This is a genomic window from Flavobacterium sp. GP15, assembly GCF_014281985.1.
GTDB lineage: Bacteria > Bacteroidota > Bacteroidia > Flavobacteriales > Flavobacteriaceae > Flavobacterium > Flavobacterium pygoscelis.
Window position 1 is genome coordinate 294372 of the sequence record NZ_JACFTC010000002.1, and the last position, 23048, is coordinate 317419.

15 protein-coding genes and 3 tRNA genes are annotated in these 23048 nt (G+C 32.8%); 10 read left to right on the forward strand and 8 right to left on the reverse strand.

The window, feature by feature from the left end:
- Positions 1 to 4: 4 nt before the first annotated feature.
- The 4 genes from H2650_RS05500 (at position 5) to H2650_RS05515 (ending at position 6336) form a co-directional block, all read left to right on the forward strand.
- Positions 5 to 1702, forward strand: coding sequence for a RagB/SusD family nutrient uptake outer membrane protein (locus H2650_RS05500; protein WP_188049756.1), 1698 nt, complete (start codon positions 5 to 7; stop codon positions 1700 to 1702).
- Positions 1703 to 1819: 117 nt separating this feature from the next.
- Positions 1820 to 3148: a DUF3472 domain-containing protein gene (locus H2650_RS05505; RefSeq protein ID WP_188049757.1), complete on the forward strand. Its 1329-nt coding sequence runs from the start codon at positions 1820 to 1822 to the stop codon at positions 3146 to 3148.
- A 98-nt stretch (positions 3149 to 3246) separates the two neighbouring features.
- Positions 3247 to 4623: a Gfo/Idh/MocA family protein gene (locus H2650_RS05510; RefSeq protein WP_188049758.1), complete on the forward strand. Its 1377-nt coding sequence runs from the start codon at positions 3247 to 3249 to the stop codon at positions 4621 to 4623.
- Positions 4624 to 4983: 360 nt separating this feature from the next.
- Positions 4984 to 6336, forward strand: a complete 1353-nt coding sequence (locus H2650_RS05515) for an NAD-dependent succinate-semialdehyde dehydrogenase (RefSeq protein ID WP_188049759.1) — start codon at positions 4984 to 4986, stop codon at positions 6334 to 6336.
- 100 nt (positions 6337 to 6436) lie between these two features.
- On the opposite strand, the gene H2650_RS05520 is transcribed toward H2650_RS05515, so the two are convergent.
- The 5 genes from H2650_RS05520 to H2650_RS05540 form a co-directional block, all read right to left on the reverse strand.
- The gene (locus H2650_RS05520) at positions 6437 to 7339 is read right to left on the reverse strand and encodes an N-acetylmuramoyl-L-alanine amidase (protein ID WP_188049760.1); all 903 of its coding nucleotides are present in this window, start codon (positions 7337 to 7339) and stop codon (positions 6437 to 6439) included.
- 30 nt (positions 7340 to 7369) lie between these two features.
- The gene (locus H2650_RS05525; protein ID WP_188049761.1) at positions 7370 to 7840 is read right to left on the reverse strand and encodes a hypothetical protein; all 471 of its coding nucleotides are present in this window, start codon (positions 7838 to 7840) and stop codon (positions 7370 to 7372) included.
- Between the two features lie 32 nt (positions 7841 to 7872).
- Positions 7873 to 9186 carry a 30S ribosomal protein S12 methylthiotransferase RimO gene (gene rimO / locus H2650_RS05530; RefSeq protein ID WP_188049762.1) on the reverse strand — a complete coding sequence of 438 codons (1314 nt, stop codon included), beginning with the start codon at positions 9184 to 9186 and terminating at the stop codon, positions 7873 to 7875.
- Between the two features lie 216 nt (positions 9187 to 9402).
- Positions 9403 to 10953, reverse strand: a complete 1551-nt coding sequence (locus H2650_RS05535) for an OmpP1/FadL family transporter (RefSeq protein ID WP_188049763.1) — start codon at positions 10951 to 10953, stop codon at positions 9403 to 9405.
- A 36-nt stretch (positions 10954 to 10989) separates the two neighbouring features.
- Entirely contained in the window at positions 10990 to 12036 is a 1047-nt protein-coding gene (locus H2650_RS05540) for a hypothetical protein (RefSeq protein ID WP_188049764.1), read from the reverse strand.
- 101 nt (positions 12037 to 12137) lie between these two features.
- On the opposite strand from H2650_RS05540, the gene proS reads away from it, so the two are divergent.
- From proS to rpsT, 5 genes are all read left to right on the forward strand, one after another.
- Positions 12138 to 13616 carry a proline--tRNA ligase gene (proS, locus tag H2650_RS05545; RefSeq protein WP_188049765.1) on the forward strand — a complete coding sequence of 493 codons (1479 nt, stop codon included), beginning with the start codon at positions 12138 to 12140 and terminating at the stop codon, positions 13614 to 13616.
- 78 nt (positions 13617 to 13694) lie between these two features.
- Positions 13695 to 13766, forward strand: a tRNA-Glu gene (locus tag H2650_RS05550).
- A 46-nt stretch (positions 13767 to 13812) separates the two neighbouring features.
- Positions 13813 to 13884, forward strand: a tRNA-Glu gene (locus tag H2650_RS05555).
- A gap of 36 nt (positions 13885 to 13920) precedes the next feature.
- Positions 13921 to 13992, forward strand: a tRNA-Glu gene (locus H2650_RS05560).
- Between the two features lie 33 nt (positions 13993 to 14025).
- Positions 14026 to 14277, forward strand: coding sequence for a 30S ribosomal protein S20 (gene rpsT, locus H2650_RS05565; RefSeq protein WP_066078122.1), 252 nt, complete (start codon positions 14026 to 14028; stop codon positions 14275 to 14277).
- Positions 14278 to 14338: 61 nt separating this feature from the next.
- Here rpsT and H2650_RS05570 read toward each other — a convergent pair whose 3' ends face one another.
- Complete coding sequence (locus H2650_RS05570) at positions 14339 to 14752, reverse strand: response regulator (protein WP_188049766.1); 414 nt, start codon at positions 14750 to 14752, stop codon at positions 14339 to 14341.
- Entirely contained in the window at positions 14752 to 16467 is a 1716-nt protein-coding gene (locus H2650_RS05575) for a PAS domain S-box protein (protein WP_188049767.1), read from the reverse strand. The genes H2650_RS05570 and H2650_RS05575 overlap by 1 nt, the downstream gene beginning before the upstream one ends.
- A 171-nt stretch (positions 16468 to 16638) precedes the next feature.
- On the opposite strand from H2650_RS05575, the gene typA reads away from it, so the two are divergent.
- Positions 16639 to 18435: a translational GTPase TypA gene (gene typA, locus H2650_RS05580; RefSeq protein ID WP_188049768.1), complete on the forward strand. Its 1797-nt coding sequence runs from the start codon at positions 16639 to 16641 to the stop codon at positions 18433 to 18435.
- A 239-nt stretch (positions 18436 to 18674) separates the two neighbouring features.
- Here the strand turns inward: typA and H2650_RS05585 are convergent, their stop codons facing one another.
- On the reverse strand, positions 18675 to 23039 hold the full coding sequence (locus tag H2650_RS05585) for a T9SS type B sorting domain-containing protein (protein WP_188049769.1): 4365 nt from the start codon (positions 23037 to 23039) through the stop codon (positions 18675 to 18677).
- Positions 23040 to 23048 lie beyond the last annotated feature (9 nt).

Genomic DNA, 23048 nt, shown 5'->3' on the forward strand with positions numbered 1-23048 from the left:
AATTATGAAAAAAATAGTTATATTAATTTTATCTGTTACCTTCTTTTCCTCATGTGAGTTGGACAGAGAACCATTTAGCTCTTATACTGAAGATAAAATTCTTGCTGATAAAGAAGCTTCGGTAAATGTACTTTTAAATGGATGTTATGCTCAACTTAAAGGTTGGTCTGATGTAATGCATCGTATTGGTGAATATCCAGGAGATAATGTTATGATTAGAGGTACTTCTACAGATTCATTTTATTCTTTTATTTCCTATCAACACATTCCTAATAACGACAGATTATCTGTTTTTTGGAATAATAGTTATAAAATTATTTCACAATCAAGCGATTTGATAAAAATCATAAAGGAGGGCGAAAGCACTCAAATTGATCAAAAGTTGGGAGAAGCATATTATTTAAGAGGAATGATTTATTTTTATTTAACTCGTGCTTATGGAAGACCTTATTATGATGCTCCTGAAACTAATTTAGGAGTGCCAATCGTAAATGGTATGCCAGACAGTATTGATAATTTACAACTTCCGGATCGCGCTACCGTCAAAGCGACTTATGAACAAGCAATCAGTGATTTGAAAAAAGGAGAAGCACTAATGAATGAAAACAGAAATGCTGCTTATGCAACAAAAGAAGCTGCTCAAGCCATGCTTTCTAGAGTTTATTTATACATGAGTGGTACTTATCAAAACCCAAATCAACAGTATGCTGACCTTTCTATTGAGTATTCTAATAAAGTAATTAATAGCGGAAGATACACTTTATTATCTCGCTCTGAGTTTATGAAATACAATACTTATGCTCCGGATGACTCACCACAAACAGAAACTATTTTTGCAGTGAAACGGGTTGCTTCAGAGTTCTCAGGTGAAGATCACTTTTATGGAGTAGGTGGTATGTACGCAAACATACAAGGTCAAGGTTGGGGCGAAATGTATGCTAGTGGAGAGTATTTAGATTTGTTGCGTAAAGCAGGGAAAAAAAATGATGCACGTTGGGCTTTTATAGATCCACAATATACTATGGATGCGTCTAACAAAAAAACGGAAGCCTTCCGTTTTATATACGATTTAAAAGATAATAGTGGTGTACAAACGGGTTACAATTATTTGCAACAGCCATTAGAGAAAAATAGTGATGGCTCTTTTTTTATAACTATTGCTAATGTTAAATATAATTTAACCGTAGTAGATGCAGCTGAAAATAGTTATTCCATAAACTATGAGGGAAAAACCTATGTGGGCGAAAAGGATTATATGATGTTATTAAATCGTGTTTATCCTATGTTTTACGTAACTAAATGTTCTTTACAAAATAATGATTCTCATTTGCACTCTCCAATTATTTCTAGATTAGGAGAAATGTATTTGAATCTTGCAGAAGCTTATGCTAAAAAAGGAGATTATCAAAATGCCCGTACTAATTTAAATATTATTAGAGAAAGAGCAATTGTTGGAGGAGGTTATAGTTCCTTAACAACTGCAAATGCAGCTCAATTAATCGATGAAGAACGCCAATTAGAATTAGCTTTTGAAGCACATCGCGGATATGATGTTTATAGAAACGGTCAAACAATGACCCGTCATTATCCAGGGCCTCATACACCAATGGTAGATTATCCTGCTTCTAGTTTAAGAGTGGTACAATATATACCACAATCAGAAATAAATGCATATCCAGGAACATTGACACAGAATCCATAATTGTTGGTTTGTTAATTAGTTTTTAACCTTTCTAATGTAAAAATTAGAAAGGTTATACTTTAGAATAGTAATAATGAAAGATGTATATATAGTTAACAAATGAGCACATTACTTAAAATGAAAAATTTATATGGATTGTTTTTTACTATTTTATCAGTAACAATTGTTATTGCTAACAGTAATAAGTTTTCTGAGTTTAAAAGAAGTGAAAAAACTTCTAATTTTCAAATAGCAATTCCTTTAGCCGGAAACGCATACAGTTCTAAGCATACAGAAGGAGTTCCTGTAATTACAGACAATGGAATAGAAAATTGGACCGATGCAAAGGAGTATTTTACAGTTTATTTTAGAATTTCGAAACCCGGAAATTTTCAATTTGCAATAAATGATTTTAGTATCGATTCAGGAAAAACAGAATTAGAATTTGCTATTAATGCTATCGCTAAAAAAGTAAAAATTAATACATCATCAAATAAAAAATCAATAGCCATTGGCAGTTGGAATATAAATAAAGAAGGTTATGTAGCACTTACCATTAAAGCTATTAGCAAGACAGGGAAAAATTTCCCTTCTTTCAATACGTTAGTGGTAACTAGTACGGATTTTGACGGTAAAATTGATTACGTTCCAAATAATGAAGATAATTTTTATCATTGGGGCAGGCGAGGAGCATCCGTGCATTTGAATTATCAAATTCCAGAAAATGTAAATGCAGAATGGTATTATAATGAACTAATGGTTCCTGTAGGACAAGACAAAATAGGTTCCTACTTTATGGCAAATGGTTTTGGCGAAGGTTACTTTGGTATTCAAGTGAACTCTGCTGAAGAAAGAAGAGTTTTATTTTCTGTTTGGAGTCCTTTTACCACAGATGATCCCAAAAGTATTCCAGAATCGCATAAGATAAAATTGCTAAAAAAAGGGAAAAATGTAATTGTAGGAGAGTTTGGTAATGAAGGTTCAGGTGGACAAAGCTATTTAAAATACAATTGGGTAGCTGGCAACACTTACAAGTTTCTACTTAGAGGCATTCCACAAGAAAATAATTCAACAGCGTACACAGCCTATTTTTTTGCGCCTGAAACTCAGACTTGGGAAATTATAGCAAGTTTTAGTCGTCCGCAAACTAAAACTTATTTAAAAAGATTTCATTCTTTTTTAGAAAATTTTATTCCTGAGCAGGGTAATTTTTCTAGAATGGTTGTATTTTACAACCAATGGTATTGTGATGATAAAGGAAATTGGAATGAAGTAAATACTGCGAAATTCTCTGCTGATAACACCGCTAAAAAGGGATATAGAAAAGATTATTCAGGAGGCTTAAACCAAGAAGGTTTCTATCTCAAAAACGGAGGATTTAAAATCGATTATACTGAAATGGGAACACTATTTACCAGACCAATAACACACAACAAACCGAATATAGATTTTAAAACCTTGCCTTAAAAAAGATTTATATTTTGATAATTTAAGCTTTATAATTGTAATAATGATACTAATAAAAAGCATGGTATCTTAATGAAAACTAAATAAAATAATTTAATATGAAAAGTACAATTTCTAAATTTTTCCTAATTGCTTTTTTGTTTTTAGGATGGGCTAGTGCCTCTGCCCAAATGATTAAAACCCCAACGCCAAAAAGAGCCAAAGGACAAACAGATGTTTTGCGTTTAGCAATAGCTCCAATTCCTACAGTCCGTGTTGCCTTTATAGGATTAGGAATGCGCGGTCCTGGTGCAGTAGAGCGAATGACACATATTCCAGGAGTTGAAATTGTTGCGCTTTGCGATATGTTAGAAGACAGAACACAGTCTGCTAATAAAATATTAGAAAAAGCAGGTTTGCCTAAAGCACAAGAGTTTTATGGAGAAAATTCTTGGCGAAAAGTTACAGCTCTCCCTAATGTAGATCTTGTTTATATTGCTACAGATTGGAAGCATCATGCAGAATTGGGAGTTCAAGCAATGAAAGATGGTAAAAATGTAGCTATAGAAGTTCCAGGAGCCATGAATATGAAAGAAATTTGGGATCTTATCAATACTTCTGAGAAAACGCGCAAACATTGTATGATGTTAGAAAACTGTGTGTATGACTTCTTTGAATTGACAACATTAAATATGGCTCAGCAAGGACTTTTTGGTGAGATTTTGCATGCAGAAGGTTCTTATATTCATGGATTACAACCTTTTTGGGGAGCTTATTGGGACAACTGGAGAATGGATTATAACAAAAAACACCGTGGCGATATCTATGCTACTCACGGAATGGGACCTGCTTGTCAAGCATTAAATATTCACCGTGGAGACAAAATGAATTTCTTAGTTTCTATGGATACTAAAGCGGTTGGAAATCCTGCATTTATCAAAGAAAAAACAGGCGAAGAGGTTAAAGATTTTAGAAACGGTGATCATACGATGACTATGATTCGTACAGAAAAAGGAAAGACAATCCAAATTCAGCATGATGTAACTTCGCCTCGTCCTTACAGTCGTATGTATCAATTAAGCGGAACTAAAGGATTTGCTAATAAATATCCATTTGAAGGTTATGCATTAGATTCTAAAAGTATTGGGACAGATGTAGCACCAAATCACGAGAATCTAAGTGCACATAGTTTTGTTCCTGATGAGGTAAAAAAAGCTTTAATGGAAAAATACCAACATCCAATAGTAAAAGGTATTGAAGAACAAGCCAAAAAAGTTGGTGGTCATGGTGGTATGGATTTTATCATGGATTACCGTTTGATTTATTGTCTTCAAAATGGACTTCCCTTAGATATGGATGTTTATGATTTAGCAGAATGGTCTTGCTTGGCACCATTGACAGAGATTTCTCTGGATAATAATTCGGCTCCAGTTGAAATTCCTGATTTTACACGTGGTGGATGGAATAAACTAAAAAGTTTAGAGTTTTCTAAATAATAAAAATTAAAAGATCAAAACCCGCAATTTGCGGGTTTTTTTATGAAAAACAGTAAGGTTGAAAATTAATAAGCGCTATATAAAACATCATATATTTATCAATAATTGGACTACTATTTATTCTTTTTTATTAAATACACAATTGATTTTAAATTGCTTTATTTTTTTCTCTAAGCACTGGAAAAAAAAATTATCGAATGGTTTAGTTTTATTAAATTTTACTTGTTTGGTAGTTACAACATATAAATTTTTATTAAAATTATTCCTTTAAACACCTCTTTTCTTTAAATTCAGTACCTTAGATATTATAAAAAAAACTGTTGTATTTATTAAAAATACATTCCATAAAATTAAGTAAAGATGATATTTAAATCCATAAATCCATTTACACAAGAAGTAATAGCAGAGTATGAATCTTTAACCAATGCAGCATTAAACAAAAAAATTACATTAGCTGAAAACGCTTTTAGCAAATGGAAACAAACCTCCTTTCAGGAAAGAGCGGAGATGATGCAAAAATTGGCAAATATTCTTAGAGAGAATAAACAAAAATTAGGCTTACTCATCACAAATGAAATGGGTAAAATCTTATCAGAAAGTGTGGCCGAAGTTGAAAAGTCTTCATCAAACTGCGATTATTATGCAGAAAATGCAGAACAAATGCTGAAAGATGTGTATTATGAAACACCATTCAAAAGTATGTCTGTTTACGATCCAATGGGAGCTGTTTTTGCAGTGATGCCTTGGAATTACCCTTTTTGGCAAGTTCTTCGTTATGCTGCTCCAGCAATTATGGCGGGTAATGTAACACTATTAAAACACGCCTCAAACGTTATCGGTTGTGCTAAAGCGATCGAAAGTGCCTTTTTAGAAGCAGGATTTCCAGAAGGTGTTTTTCAGCAGATAAGTATAGAAGTATCTCAAGTTGAGACGGTTATTAGTTCTAATATTGTGCAAGGAATTACTTTAACAGGTAGTGAAGCTGCAGGTTCTTCGGTAGCCTCATTAGCGGGAAAACATATTAAAAAGTCGGTAATGGAGCTTGGTGGATCTGATCCTTTTATTATTTTAGAAGATGCTAATCTTAGTAAAGCTGCTGAGGTAGCTGCACATTCTAGAATGTTAAACGCAGGTCAGGCCTGTATTTGTGCCAAACGTTTTATTGTAACTGAAAAAGTAGCAGATGAATTTGTTTCTCTTTTTTCAGCTAATATAGCCTCTTTGAAGCAAGGAAATCCTTTGCAGGATGGAATTGATTTGGGACCTTTAGCGCGATTGGATTTAGTAGATACATTAGCAGATCAATTACAAAAATCACTTAAACAGGGAGCAAAATTGGTCACAGGCGGATCATATGAAAATTGTAATTTTCAACCTACTTTAATTGACTTTGTTAGTGTGGACTCAATAGCATTTCAGCAAGAAACTTTTGGTCCACTTGCAACTGTGATCAGAGCAAAAGATGAAAACGATGCCATTGCAATAGCCAATAACCATCGTTATGGATTAGCCGCTGCAATTTGGACAGAAGATAGAGAAAAGGCATATAAATTAGCTAGGAAAATAGAATCAGGGAATGTTTTTGTAAACTCTCTTGTTCGTTCAGTTTCTCAAGTTCCTTTTGGAGGTATAAAAAAATCAGGATACGGGAGAGAATTAGGAGCAGTTGGGATTAAAGAGTTTATGAATATGAAATCATTGGTAATTGAATAATTAAATATTTTAAAAATAAAAAACGAGAGTAGAATAGGTTAAACCAATTCTACTCTCGTTTTTTTACAATTTTATTTTTTTGTCTTTTTACAAATAGCCTTTATTGCTTCTTGTAAATAGAATAAATAGTGTTAATTGTTTTCTCATCTAAAGTAGTACTTAGTTCACTTTGAATGAAATGTAATTTAAAAGCACTAATCGCTGCGGACAAATTTTTAGTGTCATAACCAATGATTCTTAAACCTTGTTCTACATTAAAATCAGCAGGCGCAGGCTCCAGTTCTTCGTCTGGCCAAACTCCAAATCCTTTTTCTGCAAGAGTTTTCCAAGGGAAAAGCACACTTGGATCTACTTTTCGTTTAGGAGCAATATCGGAGTGACCTATTATATTTTGAACAGGAATATTATAATCTTTTTTTAACTTTGTTAATAATGCCAATAGGCTATTAATTTGTAAGTCAGAAAATGGTTCAGAGCCATTATTGTCTAATTCAATTCCAATAGATACAGAATTAATGTCTGTGTTTTTTCCCCAAGAACCATTACCGGCATGCCAAGCCCTTAAATAATCATTCAACATTTGTACGACACGACCATCATCTCCAATAACATAATGTGCGCTAACTTGGGTTCGCGCCAATGTAAAGGTTTTGATAGTTTGCTGTATAGAATCCTGAGCCGTATGATGTAAAATAATAAAGTTTGGCTTTCTTAAGTTAAAGTTAACCGTTCCAATCCATTCTGTATTTACACCATTTCTTAAAATTGTAAGTTCCATTTTTGAAATAGAATCTTTTATATTTAATAAATTGTCAGAGTAAGTGGGTTCAACGGTTATTTTAAAGTTATTAACCATCGGTAGTGTTACGCTTTCTTTATTTGAAATGGTTTCTTGTAAAGATTTTAGTTTTTCATCGTATATTTTTTCTGTTTTTTTGTACGGATTAACCGCGCAAGAAGTCACGAAGATTACAAAAAAAAGGTAATAATAAAAATTTCTCATAAGGATAGTTTATCGAAGCGCTACAATTTATTATTCAGACTTTTTCTTCTTAGATTTTTTAGGACTATTTGCTTCTTGATTCAAAGCAGTATATTTTTCTTTTTGCTCTTTATTCAGCAACTCCATGATTTTTCTGTCTGTTGCTTCTGATAGAGCTTTAATATTTGCCATTTTATCGTCTTGACTTACTTCAGCTTTAATAAGCATTCCTTGTGTTCTAATATTTTCGGTCAAAATGTTAGAAATCGCAATTGCTTGAAGTTCATCTAGATTTAATTCTGGTTTTATGCGCTCAATAATTTTAGCAACGGTTACTTCAACAGGTATTTCCTTTGGTTTTTGTTGAGACATTGATTGATCCATGCCGCTATTCATTCGACGATTACTACCATAATTGTTTCCGTAACCGTTATTATATCCACCATTTCCATATTGTGCGGAAACAGTAGTAGAAAATAAAAATACAACTAGAATAATAAAAATGGATTGTAATAGTTTCATAATTAGCTTTTTTAAATCAATTAGAATAAATTTTAAGCAGGTTCACCATAAAGATCAAATTCAGTTGCCTCAATAATTTTTATCATAGCAAAGTCACCTGTTTTTAAGTAATATTTTGAAGCATCTATTAATACTTCATTATCTACATCTGGACTATCAAATTCAGTGCGACCTACAAAATGTGCGCCTTCTTTTCTATCAATGATACATTTGAATGTTTGACCTATTTTTTCTTGGTTTAAATCCCATGAAATTTGAGACTGTAATTCCATGATTTCATTAGCTCGTTCTTGTTTTACCGCATCAGGAACATCATCTTCTAGTAAATAAGCATGAGTATTTTCTTCATGAGAATAAGCAAAACATCCCATTCTGTCAAACTTCATTTCTTGTACAAAATCTTTTAGAGTATTAAAGTCTTCTTGTGTTTCTCCAGGATAACCAACAATCAAAGTAGTTCTTATAGCCATTCCTGGAACTGCAGCACGAAATTCTTTTAATAATTTTGTTGTTTTATCTTGTGTTGTTCCACGACGCATAGATTTCAAAATAGAATCTGAAATGTGTTGCAATGGAATGTCTAAATAATTACAAATTTTTGGTTCACGTTTCATAATTTCTAAAACGTCCATCGGGAAGCCTGTAGGAAATGCATAATGCAAACGAATCCATTCAATACCTTCAACTTTAACTAAAGCTTCTAATAATTCACCTAAAGCTCTTTTTTTATAAATATCTAAACCATAATAGGTTAAATCTTGAGCAATAAGAATTAGTTCTTTTACACCGTTCTTTGCTAAACCTTCAGACTCTTTTACCAATTTTTCAATGGTTTGCGATACGTTTTTACCTCGCATCAAAGGAATAGCACAAAAACTACACGGTCTGTCACATCCTTCAGATATTTTTAAGTAAGCATAATTTTTAGGAGTAGTTGTCAAACGTTCTCCTAACAATTCATGTTTATAATCGGCTCCCAAAGCTTTCAACAATGCAGGTAGTTCGGTAGTTCCAAAAAATTGATCTACGTTAGGGATTTCTTTTTCTAAATCAGGTCTATAACGTTCCGATAAACATCCTGTAACAAATACTTTGTCTACTATTCCTTTTTCTTTTTTATCTGCATATTCTAGTATCATATTTACAGATTCTGCTTTGGCATTGTCTATAAATCCACAAGTATTAATTACAATTATATTTCCTTCTTCGGCTTCTGGAGCTTCATGCGTCACCTCTTTTCCGCTCGCGCGAAGTTGACCCATAAGTACTTCACTATCATACACATTCTTAGAACATCCAAGAGTGATTACATTTATTTTATTCTTTTTTAAAGACTTCGTTCTCATATCATTAGAATCCCGATAATTTGGGAATTTTGCAAAATTACAACTTTTTATTCAAACTGAACTTGTTTACTATTCTTTTCCTTTTTTTTTAGAGTTAATACACTCCTAACCAAAATATGATTTGGTATAAATAGAATTAGTTTTTGTAGCTCTAAACCTAAAAAAAAATCCGTTTCAAAAACATGAAGCGGATTTTAAATTTTATTTTTAGAATAATTATAGTTCAAATATAAGTGATACAGAAATATTATTATTAATGGCATCTATTTTTGGACCATCTGTAAATCCTTGTGCAAAGAAACCTTGTTGTGAGTTTCTTTTTGCGTAAGAATAGGCTAAATCTAACTTAGTAGATCCAAAGTTATATCCTAAACCTGTAGAGTAACCTGTTAGATCCCCTATAGTATTACCGTTTTTAAAAGGACTTTGTTCGTAACGATAACCTGCTCTTAAGCTTAAAGCATCAATTCGATATTCAGCTCCTATTCTTAATTCACCTGTATTGGTAAGTACATTATTTATTTCTTTATTTAAGCCATCAAAGCCAGTTTTTAATTTAATATTACTGTAATCTTTCATAGCATAATCAACACTTATTAATCCAGATTTACCAAAAACATAGGCGAAACTTCCAGTTAATTTGCTAGGAGACTGTAATTTATATGATTCGTATATATTAACTACTCTTGGATCAACGGTTTCTTTTAAGTCATTTCCAGTTGTAGCACTACTAACTGTAATAAGTTTTTGAGATAATTCATCATTTAAAGTATACCATGTCGGAGATTCATAAGCTAATCCCACACGTACCTCGTTAGTTAATTTGGCGATAGCTCCCATTTGGAACGAAAATCCATTTCCATACGTATGTAAGTTATTGTCAAACTGTATCGAAGTAATAGTATAGTCACTTATTAATGGTGCATTGTTGTCTTCGTAAAAACTTGTTGATTTCTTTAAATCTGTAAAATGAGAATTTAAATTTAAACCTAAAAATAGTTTATCTTTATAAGAGGTAGCTGCATTAAAAGATAATTTTCCGTTATAACCCGTACTCGTTGTATAATTGTCTTGATAATAATTACCTCTAGTGGGTACCAATGATGAGTAAGTGCTATTCGGATTATTAAAATCAACGACATCAATTATAAAACCCTGATTATAAAATGCAATCATCGCTTGTTGTGCTGCAAAACCGTAGGGTAAATTATTTCCTAAGTAGGAGTAAAGATCAGATATTGATTCTCCATTTTTTCTAGTTACAAATTCCTGTGGTATTGGAGCTCCGTTATTACCCGTATTAGCATAACTTAAAAAATATTTATCTATAGAATTCGTTGGATTTATACCAGCTGAAAATAGTTTATTATCAAAATTATTAGTGTTTTCGTAATTTACTGCTAGAGAGATTTTTTTCCAGTTACTTTCTTTTCTGTTGTTAAATACAAAAACTGCTCCGGCCTGATTTAGATCAAAAGTGTTTTCTTTATCAGAAGTCTTGTTTTCAAAGTAATTTGAATTATTCTTGGTGTTAAAGTTGGTTATAGTAAGTCCTACTTGATTATTTGAAAAAATAGCTGAACCTGCAGGGTTTACAGTAATAGCAGAAAAATCACCTCCCAATGCTCCAAACGCACCTCCCATTGCTCTAAATCTCGCCGTTCCGTTTAAATTTTCTTGAGAATAAAGTAGCGCGTCCGATAACTCTTGAGACTGTGCCACACTAACAGAAAAGCCTAATGCTAGTAAAAATATATATTTTTTCATCTGATTTAAAATTTAAATTTAATAGTGTAAATTGAATTATCCTCTACCGCCACTTCTGCCACCTCTACTGCCCGAAGATCTAGTTTCGCCTCCTGAAGATCTAGTTTCACTACCTGAAGATCTTGTGTTATTGTAAGATCTTGAAGAATTGTCATATCTAGGTTCTGGTGAATAGGTTTTGGTTGGTGTAGTGCTTTCAATACGACCATTATTTGTATTACCTCTTCTAGGAGCGCTCTGTGTATTGTTTTGAGGGTAATTTGGAGTTTGTTGTGGATTTCTTGAAAAAGTAGGACTAGTTCTACTAGATGAATTTCTATTAAAATCAGTCGATTGTCTGTTTTCTGAGTTTATAGTCCTTCTATTGTTGTTATTTTGTGTTCTTGAATAGGTACCAGAATTTCGACCATTAATACCTGCATTATCGTAGGTAGAACCTCTTCTACTAGAATTGTAAGAACGCGTTCTACTATTGTAGTAATTTGAATTTGTCCAATTATTTCCATAGTAACTATTTCCGTAATATCCATTTCCGTAGTAAGCGTTCCCGTAGTAACCATTTCCATAATAGCTATTTCCGTAAAAACCATTTCCGTAATAATTATTCCATCCTAAACCTACATTTAATCCCCATCCATATCCACCATTCCATCCCCAGTAATTTCTATACCAATTATTACCATACCAATTGTTTCCGTACCAATAATTCCCGTACCAATTATTATCATTGAAATTAATGCTTATATTTTGCGGATTGCTTCCCCAACCTGGATAATTTGTTTCATTATTTTGAACCGATTCAGAATTCAAATCATAACTGCTATAGTCATCAACATTGGTGAAAATTTCATCTGATGTATTGTCTTTCTGTAAAGTAGCAAAATAATCCTTATATTGGTTTCTATCGTACGAGTTGTTTTGGCTTCTTGTTTCAATTGTTCTATTAGCGCTGCTTCCGTAAATTCCATCAGAGTCGTAATAAGAACTATTTTGGTAGGAGCCGCATGAAGTCAATAAGACACTAAAAAAAACAACAAAGTAATATATTGATGTATTTCTGGGTGAAAGAGTATTAGTTTTCATATCTATGGAGTTTTTTATTGTTGGACGTTACAAAAATAGTTAGTTTTGCTAAACTATTTACGTAAAATTATTAATGCAAAATTTATGCCAAACTATTCAATATGAGTAAGAGCTTAACTAAGAGATCAGAAGATTATTCAAAATGGTATAACGAATTGGTTGTCAAGGCCGATTTAGCCGAAAACTCAGGAGTGAGAGGCTGTATGGTGATCAAGCCTTACGGATATGCGATATGGGAGAAAATGCAAGCCGAATTGGATCGAAAGTTTAAAGAAACGGGGCATGAAAATGCTTATTTTCCTTTATTTGTGCCAAAAAGTATGTTTGAAGCAGAGGAGAAGAATGCAGAAGGATTTGCTAAAGAATGCGCTATTGTAACACATTATAGATTGAAAAATGATCCAGATAAACCTGGAAAATTGATGGTTGATCCAAATGCAAAACTAGAAGAAGAATTGATAGTTCGTCCTACTAGTGAAGCTATAATTTGGTCTACCTATAAAGGATGGGTTCAGTCTTATAGAGATTTACCTTTATTAATTAATCAGTGGGCAAATGTAGTGCGATGGGAAATGCGAACTAGATTGTTCTTGCGTACTGCAGAATTTCTATGGCAAGAAGGGCATACTGCTCATGCAACAAGAGAAGAAGCTGTAGAGGAATCTGAAAAAATGATGAATGTTTATGCTGATTTTGCTCAGGATTTCATGGCAATTCCAGTTGTAAAAGGCATAAAAACAGAAACGGAGCGTTTTGCTGGTGCTGAGGAAACGTATTGTATCGAGGCTTTAATGCAAGATGGAAAAGCATTACAGGCCGGTACTTCGCATTTTTTAGGTCAAAATTTTGCTAAGGCATTTGATGTGAAGTTTGCTAATACAGAAGGAAAGCAAGAATATGTTTGGGGAACATCATGGGGAGTTTCAACTCGTTTGATGGGGGCGTTAGTAATGACTCATTCTGATGATCAAGGATTGGTTTTACCTCCTAATTTGGCACCGATACAAGTGGTAATTGTTCCTATATATAAAACAGAGGAACAATTGGATTTAATAGCAGCCGAAGTGGCTGTTTTGACAGCAGCCTTGCGAAAATTGAATGTTACTGTTAAATTTGATAATAGAACGACTCAAAAGCCAGGTTTTAAATTTGCGGAATGGGAATTAAAAGGGGTGCCAATTAGAGTGGCTGTAGGTCCTAAAGATTTAGAAAACGGAACTTTTGAAGTTGCTCGAAGAGATACCTTAACTAAAGAAGTGGTTTCTAAAAATGGAATCGAAGTTTATATTAGTGATTTATTGATTCAAATTCAAAAAGATTTATTTGATAAAGCGTTAGATTATAAAAATTCGCATATCACCGAGGTGAATAGTTTTGAAGAATTTACAGAAGTATTAAATACTAAAGGAGGTTTTGTATCAGCACATTGGGACGGAACTGCGGCTACTGAAGAAAAGATTAAAGACTTGACTAAAGCAACCATTAGATGTATCCCTTTAGATAGAGTTCTTGAAGCGGGAAACTGTGTGCTTACTGGGGAAAGTTCCGTTGGGAGAGTGTTGTTTGCTAAGGCATATTGAAAAAAAATAAAAAAATATGCGTAAGCTATTGTACGTTTCAAAAATAGTTGTATTTTTGCATCCGCATTAGAGAAGCAGGGCCCGTTCGTCTATCGGTTAGGACGCATGGTTTTCATCCATGTAAGAGCGGTTCGATTCCGCTACGGGCTACTATTTTTATTGCAGAATGAAGTTCTCCTGAACTTAGAGGGAAAATGGCCCGTTCGTCTATCGGTTAGGACGCATGGTTTTCATCCATGTAAGAGCGGTTCGATTCCGCTACGGGCTACAATTCAATTCATATTGAAAAAACTTAGGGGATAATGGTCCGTTCGTCTAGGGGTTAGGACGCCAAGATTTCGTCTTGGTAACAGGGGTTCGATTCCCTTACGGACTACAAAAAATTAGTAAAAGAAAAAAAAGTAATAAAATGGCAAATCATAAATCAGCTCTAAAGAGAATCAGAACTAACGAAAAGAGAAGAGTATTAAATAGATACCAACATAAAACTACTCGGAATGCTATCAAAGCACTAAGAATAGCTACAGATAAAACAGATGCTACATCTAAATTATCTAATGTAATTTCTATGATTGATAAATTAGCTAAAAAGAATATTATTCATGATAACAAAGCTTCTAATTTAAAATCTAAATTAACGAAACTTGTTTCTAAATTGTAATTAATACAATTTTGTGTATATAAAAAAAGCTCTCATTTTATGAGAGCTTTTTTTATATACCTTACTTTTCTAATTTATTGGTTAAGTATTCTAGCATTAATTTACTAATTGGTTTTGGTAAAAAATCAATAACCATTGGATAGGTTTTAGACTTTTCTAAATCATCTGGATCAATTGTAGAGGAGAGAATGATAACTTTTATGGTATTAAATTCTGCAAATTCTTCCTTTGTAAAATAGTCTAGAAATCCCCAACCACCCATAACGGGCATGTTTAAATCTAAAAAAATAAGTTGCGGTTTTAAAATTGATGCATTTTTCTCTTTGTTATCTCTAAGATCTCTAAAGTAGTTTATTGCCTCTTCTCCGTTTTTCAAAGCGATGGTGTCTTTAGAAAACAAAGCTTTACTGATTACTTTTTTGCAAAGCATCAGTGTTATTGGATCGTCATCAATGCATAGGATTTGATCTAGCATTATTCTTTGTTTTTAAATGTTAATGTGAATGTAGTTCCTATATTAACTTCGCTTTCGATATCTATTGTTCCTCCCATAGTTTCTACTTGTGATTTTGCAAGGTATAATCCAAGTCCTTTGCTGTCAGGATAATTGTGAAAGCGCTGATATAAGCCAAATACTTTAGCTCTATTGCGCACTAAATCTATTCCTATGCCGTTGTCTTTGAATGTTAAAATAACTGTATTGTCGATTTGATTTGAGGTAATGGCTATTTTTAATTTTCTATTTTCAGATTTGTATTTAATTGAATTGGTCATCAAGTTTAATAAAATACTTTCGATATAGGCTTTATTGGCGTGAATTGTTTTTGCTTTTTCAAAATCTAATTTTATAGTCGGCTTATGTAATTCTATTTGGAAATTCAACTGGCTGAACACGTTTTCAAACACTTCTTTAAGTAGTACTTCTTCTTTTTTAATAGACGGTTTGTCTTTAATAATGATAACTTTTACTAAATCGTTTATAGTATCGTTTAATAGGTGAGTAGATTTATTAAAACCCATTAAGATTTCATTTAACTCTTGATTTTCAATCGGAATATCTTCGATCAAGTTTAAAAGACCAATTAGGTTTGATAAAGGAGCTCTTAAATTGTGGGAAGTGATGTATGAAAACTGCTTTAAATCTTTATTGTTCTGTGTTAATTCTCTAATTAATTGTTCTTTTTCTTTTTCGTTGTTTTTTTCTTCGGATACATCTCTTTGTATCGATATCCAATGAGTGAGAATCTTTTCTGAATTATAAATAGGAATCATAGTAAATCTAATCCAGTATTTCTCTTTGTTTTTCTTATAGGTTATTGTCTCTATTATGCATTCCTGTTTTTCTTTAAGCGCATCAATCAATTTGTCGTATTCGTTTTGATCAGAATACATTTCTTTAAAAATAGCTGTAGTTTTTCCTAATACCTCTTCTTTTTTATAACCAGACATGATAGAGAAAGCGGGATTGGTATATATTATTTTTGAAACTCCAATCTCATTAGGATTTGGTTCTATGATAACAATAGAATCTTTAGATTGTGTGATGACGGTTTCTAGTAGTCTTAATCTTTGCTCTTCTTCCTTTTGTTTAGTAATGTCTTGTATTGCTCCAATCATTCTTGTAGCTTTACCTTGATTGTCTTTTAATAAAAAACCTCTATCTAAAACATATTTATAAGAGTTGTCCGCACATCTAAAACGATATTGATCCTGCCAATTTTTAGTTTTTTGTTCTAAAAATGAATAAAGTTTAACAGACATTTTTATACTGTCTTCTGGGTGAATCTTGTCAAACCACCAATCAGAACTGTTAATTACTTCTTCTTGAGTGTAACCAAACATGCTTTCTATGCCTTTATTCCATGAAAAGCTATTGTCCTGTATTTTCCAATCCCAAATTGTATCACTAGTTGCTTTTGCAACGATATTGTATTTTTCGTTACTCTCCTTTATTTTTTCATTGGTTTTTTTTAGCTTTTTAAAAACAGCAATGTTTCTTTGATCATTTTTGGCGAGGATAAGTTTGAAAATTCCTCCCGTAAATAGTATAAAAAGAATTTCTTTGATAAAATTATAATTGTTGCTTTTATCATCAGATAGGAAGTGCTGCAGTAGTTTATGACTCATAATAACAGCAAACATCGAAATTACGATGTAAACTAGGATTACTTGGTTGGTTTTGCTTTTCATTACTCAAATATAAATAAATATTATCAACTTTTTAAACATCATTTAGAACTTATTTTTTTAAGTTTTTTAGGGTGCTTTTTTAGGTGTAATAGGTTAAGCGTATGGAAACTATTACGGAAATGTTATTTATTTAAAAAAAAATTGTACATTTGCGCCCATTAAAAAACACAGATGGAATCTATAAGAAATATTGCAATTATTGCCCACGTCGATCACGGTAAAACTACAGTGGTTGATAAAATTATGTATCACTGTCAATTGTTTCGTGACAATGAAAACACAGGAGACTTAATCCTTGACAACAACGATTTAGAGCGCGAAAGAGGTATTACAATTACTTCAAAGAATGTTTCTGTTCAGTATAAAGGAACAAAAATCAACATTATTGATACTCCTGGTCACGCCGATTTTGGTGGTGAGGTAGAGCGTGTATTAAATATGGCTGATGGAGTTTGTCTTTTGGTGGATGCATTTGAGGGGCCAATGCCACAAACGCGTTTTGTATTGCAAAAAGCTTTAGACCTTGGTTTAAAACCTTGCGTAGTTATTAATAAAGTAGATAAAGAAAACTGTACTCCTGAAGAAGTTCATGAGAAAGTTTTTGACTTAATGTTTGAATTAGGTGCTACTGAAGAACAATTGGATTTCCCAACAGTTTACGGTTCAGCTAAAAATAACTGGATGTCTGATGACTGGAAAGTTCAAACTGAAAACATTGAGCCATTATTGGATATGGTTATTGCAAATGTTCCTGCTCCAAAAGTATCAGAAGGAACTCCACAAATGTTAATTACCTCTTTAGATTTCTCTGCTTTTACAGGTCGTATCGCTATTGGTCGTTTGGAAAGAGGAGTTTTGAAAGAAGGAATGCCAATTTCATTAGTGAAAAGAGATGGTACTGTAACAAAATCAAAAATTAAAGAATTACATACTTTTGAAGGTCTAGGACGTAAAAAAGTTCAAGAAGTAATTGCTGGAGATATTTGTGCTATTATTGGTGTTGAAGGATTTGAAATTGGTGATACAATCGCTGATTATGAAAACCCTGAAGGATTAGCATCTATTGCTATTGACGAACCAACAATGAGTATGTTGTTTACTATTAATGACTCACCTTTCTTTGGTAAAGAAGGTAAATTTGTAACTTCTCGTCATATTCGTGAAAGATTAACAAAAGAATTAGAGAAAAATTTAGCCATGAAAATGGGTGAAACTGATTCTGCTGATAAGTTCATGGTTTTTGGTCGTGGAGTACTTCACTTGTCAGTTCTTATTGAAACAATGAGAAGAGAAGGTTATGAATTACAAATCGGTCAACCACAAGTTATCATCAAAGAAATTGATGGTAAAAAATGTGAGCCAATAGAGGAATTAACTATCGATTTACCAGAAAATCTTTCAGGTAGAGCAGTTGAATTCGTTACGATGCGTAAAGGTGAAATGTTAAGCATGGAAACTAAAGGCGAGCGTATGATTGTAAAATTCAATATTCCATCACGTGGAATTATCGGATTGCGTAATCAATTGCTTACTGCTACTGCTGGTGAGGCTATTATGGCACACCGTTTCATAGGATACGAGCCTTACAAAGGAGAAATTTCTGGACGTAACAAAGGTTCATTAATTTCTATGGAAAAAGGAAAAGCTATTCCTTATTCTATTGATAAATTACAAGATCGTGGTAAATTCTTCGTTGAGCCAAATGCTGAAATCTATGAAGGTCAGGTGATTGGAGAAAACTCTCGTGGAGATGATATGTGTGTAAACGTAACTAAAGAGAAAAAACAATCTAACGTACGTTCTTCTGGAAATGATGAAAAAGCGAGAATTATTCCTCCAATCATTTTCTCTTTAGAAGAAGCTTTAGAGTACATTCAAAAAGATGAATATGTTGAGGTTACTCCGAAATCTATTCGTTTGAGAAAAATTTACTTGACTGAAACTGATAGAAAAAGATTTAAAATCTAATTTATCTTTTATTATATTAAAAAACCCATTCATTTATTTGAATGGGTTTTTTGTTTGTTGATATTTCTTAACTGTTTTAGAATTTTATGTAGCGTTTGTATCACTTTACTTGCGTGAGGGATAGGAACAAGCTACCGAAGTAGCGTGGATAGCCCGACAGCACAAACAAAAAGGGCCAACTCATCACTATGATGCGTTTGGCCCTTTTTGTTTGTGGTGGCACGTCCTATAATTCTTTATTATCTTTTTAAACTAAAATGTCCTTTTAATTCTCTACCATCTTCTAACTTTATAGTGTACCAATAATCATCAGACGGCAACTGAATTCCGTTGAAAGTGCCATCCCAACCTTCACTTGTGGCAATTAATTGCTTAAGTAATTTTCCGTAGCGATCAAATATATATATTGTTGTATTGGCATTAAAGGAAGTGTTTATTCCTTTTACCTGCCAGTAATCATTGTAGTGATCATTATTAGGAGTGAAATATTTTGGTATACCAAGTACTGCTATGGTTTTACTAATTGTTCCACATCCATTTGCATCGTTTACGTAGATATCATGAATTCCTGGCGGCACATTGGTAAAAGTATTCGATGTTTGAAAAGGGCCAGTGGGACCATCTAAACTGTATTCGTATTTTCCAGGTCCTTTTGTATTTACTATAATTGTGTTATCGTCAGTTAGATCTGATATTTCAATATTAGTTAATGTAGCGATGTCTGACGGACTGACTTTTATACTTCTGATTCTGCTACATCCTAATCCCGAGCTAACTTCAACAGTATAATTTCCTTCGGTATTTACTGCTAGGGTAGGATTGGTTTCTCCGTTTAAAATGACATTATTTTTTGTCCATATGTAAGTATAATTAGAAGTGAGTGAATTATCTAAAATTGCGGCATCTAAGGTTACAAATAAAGTAGGGATATTAGAGCAAATTAATTGATCTTGACTGTGGTCTTTATTCAGATTTATATTGGGTGTTGGATTGACTTTTAGCGTTATACAAGGTTTTATCCCAAAACAAGTATTGTCTAAATCACTGTCTACTCGAACCCAAATTTGTTGTTTTATTGGGCTACTTGTGTTTCTGTAATTGGTGTAATTTGTAATTTTATTTAATTGGGATAAAGCATCTGCTTGATTTTGGTAATAGGTAATAGTATAATTGCCAACCGGAAGTATATTTTTTATATCATCTGTGACGCTGCTGAAATTAAATGTTGCGATTCCGTCAGTGTCATCATTTGTAGAATCAATAAAATCATCACAAGTTTCAAATGTCCTTTCGAAAGAAGATTGAATTGCTGTTGCTGAAATTTTTAAGTCAATTTGTGCTACGCTAAAGCAACCATTGCTGTTAGTAACTCTTGCCCAAACGGATTGATTAAAAGGAATTTCATTTGTGAAAGCTAAAGGATTTGCAATTAATTGTAAAGCATCTTGTGTATTTGCACCTACTAAAGTTTTGTAAAAAGTAAAGGTTTGTGCAGTTGCGTTATTTGTAATTTCATTGTTTTTTATTGTAAGATTAAAAGTGGTAATCCCATCAAAATCATCGTCACATTGTACTAGGTTAATGTTATTGACAATGGGTAGTGCATAAGTTTGAAGTGTGATTTCATTTGAAATTAATCCACAACTATTACCTATTTTATTTAGTTTTACGCGGTATTTATAGCCATTCATTGCGCTTTTTACGCTTGTTAAGGAAAGTGTATTTGTAGTAACCCCAGAATAAGTAACGTTGTTTGTTATATCCGTCCAATTTGCTCCATCCATAGAAATTTGCCATTGGTAGGTATTTCCAAGATTATCAGTAATAGATATTGTTGTGTTTTGTAGCTCACAAATAATTTGTGGTTGTGGTTGAATAGTTATAATTATTGGAGCGGCAATATTGTAATTGCTATTTGGAGCCGTGTATGCTGTTGCACTAATTACTTTTCCTTTTACATCTACTACTACAGGATTGTTACCTAATAGTCCATCAAAATTGGGATCTAAAAAACCAGCTTCTATGACATCAAAACAAAAATCGCCGTCACTATCTAAATCACGGTAATTTTTGATGCCATCATTATCAGTATCAGTGCCCAAACTTCCTGTTTCAATAGAATCGTATATTCCGTCATTGTCGCTATCTACATCTAGATAATCGGGAACTCCATCATTATCAGTATCTACAGGAAAAAAACCGGGTTCGAAAGCATCGTCTAAACCATTTTTGTTCGTGTCAATATTGGAGAACGCAACTGCATTGTCTATTTGAGCTTCAATAGTATCAGGTATTCCATCGTTATCGCTGTCTAAATCAAGTTGATCTGGAATTCCATCCCCATCTGAATCCTTTGGTAAACAAGTAGCTTTAATTTGAAAGGTAGCTTTATTATTTGAAGTATCGGATAAGTTCTTGTGAATGAAAGTTAATGAATCGGTCAAATAGGATCGCAAGCTAAAAGTTCCGGTTCCTGCAGCTAAAGGAACTGTGCTGTTCAATCGAAAACGAATTTCAAAAGAGGAGTATTCTTTTACTTCACTTTCAAAAATTCCATCATAGTTAGTGTCTATTAACAACTGATTGTCCGGATTAAGAATCGTTATTGTTTTGTCGATAGGTGCTTTTATTATAAATTCTGCATTAGAATTTAGTAGATCCGCTGTATTTGCAGTATTTACATATTCTAAAGCTATAGAAATTGGTTTAGCAAAATTCATTACATAACCAACACTATTGTCCTTTCCTGTTGGAATTTCGGATGTGAAAACTCCATTGCTTTTTCCTGTCAAAGGATTAGAAACTGCAAGGATTGAAGTTGATATGACGCCAGAAAAAGAATTATTATAGTTTTCTTTAGAAATGCTTCCGCTTTCTAAGTTGGAAAGGTTAATTGAAAGATCTCCATACGATTCTGTACAATTTGTAATTCCATCATTATCATTGTCAATATCTACATTGTCATTTGTACCATCATTGTCCATATCTGTAGGGCAGTTGCTAACAGGTATTTTATCAGAAAATATTGGGAATGTATTCGGACATCCAGATATCGTTCCTTGTACTTGATAATATCCTGGTTCAGTCGGAGTAAAAGAATTTGATATTTCTCCAAGAATAGGACTGTCATTTTTATACCATTGAAAACTATCGTAGGAGGAAAGAGAGCTTATTTTTAGAATTATATTGGGTATGCATTTCGAATTGGTAATAGAAACTCTTTCTGTAACTACTTCTGGTTTAGTGTCAAATCCAGAATAATAGCCTCCGTATGTAGCAGCTCCGTTGGTACCAAAGTAAGAAACATAGACTTGCTTAGTAGATTTTACCGTTATATTTCCAGATAAATTATTTTTTGTGTAGCTAACAAAATTGGGATTTCCACTAATTGGTGTAGGCAGAACTCCTATAGGTTGTTCGTTTATAGTTACGATTGCTCCAGCTTCTGTAACTATATTTAAACCTCCGTTAAATTTTATGTTACCAATAGATTCTATAAATGGAATATTGTTGACCGTATTAGGAGTAGTACATTTTATAGGCGGAACAAAAAATAGATTTTGGTTTGCTGCAGCATTTGTTCCGCCTATACTTTGGTAAGCAAAAATATTTTGAGAGGAAGTAACATATAAATTACCATTACTAAAACTCGATCCGTCAATTGCTATATAATTTCCGGCATTAATGGTGATAGGATCAGTTGATCCATTTAGATAAACAATAGTATTTTGATGAGCTACTAACAAAACGCGTTCGATATCATCAGATCCATTTCCTTTTACAAAAATGTATTCTTTACCTGTTTTTTCTAACGAAACAATTTGATCAAATCCTATATCTCTACCAGATATATTACCTCTATTATCTACTGTTGAACTGTTGCTTCCTCCAAAAGAGCCTGAATTAACAACAATATCTTTGTCAGACACAACCAAGGCGCCAATCATTTTCGAGCTGTTTGATGGCGTGTTGCCGTCAGTATTCTGCAAGGCTAAAACATAACTTTCGTTTTTATTTAAAGTAATGTTTATCGGGCCAGTAATTAATGTGCCGTTAGCAAGTTGGGTTCCGTTTGGAATATTAGAAATAGTAATTTTGGTGTCATTTTCTGTCGATAATATCGAAGCGAAGTTGAGTAATGTACTGTCAAAAATTGGGTTTAGCATTGCGCCCAATCTAAAGGTTTTGCCCAAAGCGCTATTTCCTTTAGAAACGAGTCCTCCTGCATGATTATAAGATCCATTTTGGTTCCGAGCTGAATTAACTCTTACACTTACATAAATTAAATCTTCGGATTCAATTATATATCCTTTATTGCTCGTTTTTCCAATTTGATTTTTGTCAACAAATAACTGTGTATTAATTCCTTGCCCAATACTATGAATATAGGGAGAATTATTAGAAACAGTTCCTTTAATTGTATTTCCTCCAATTTCTTTAATTTCAAAATTTACTTTTACAAGACTTGGTGTTGAGATATAGATGTATTGATCTCCTTCTAAACCTTCAGCGCTAGTTAATGGTGGTATGTAATGAGATTTACTGAATTGCGCTAGGCAACTAATTGATATAAAAATAAAAAGGATAAGTAATGTTTTTCTCATTTGCTAAAA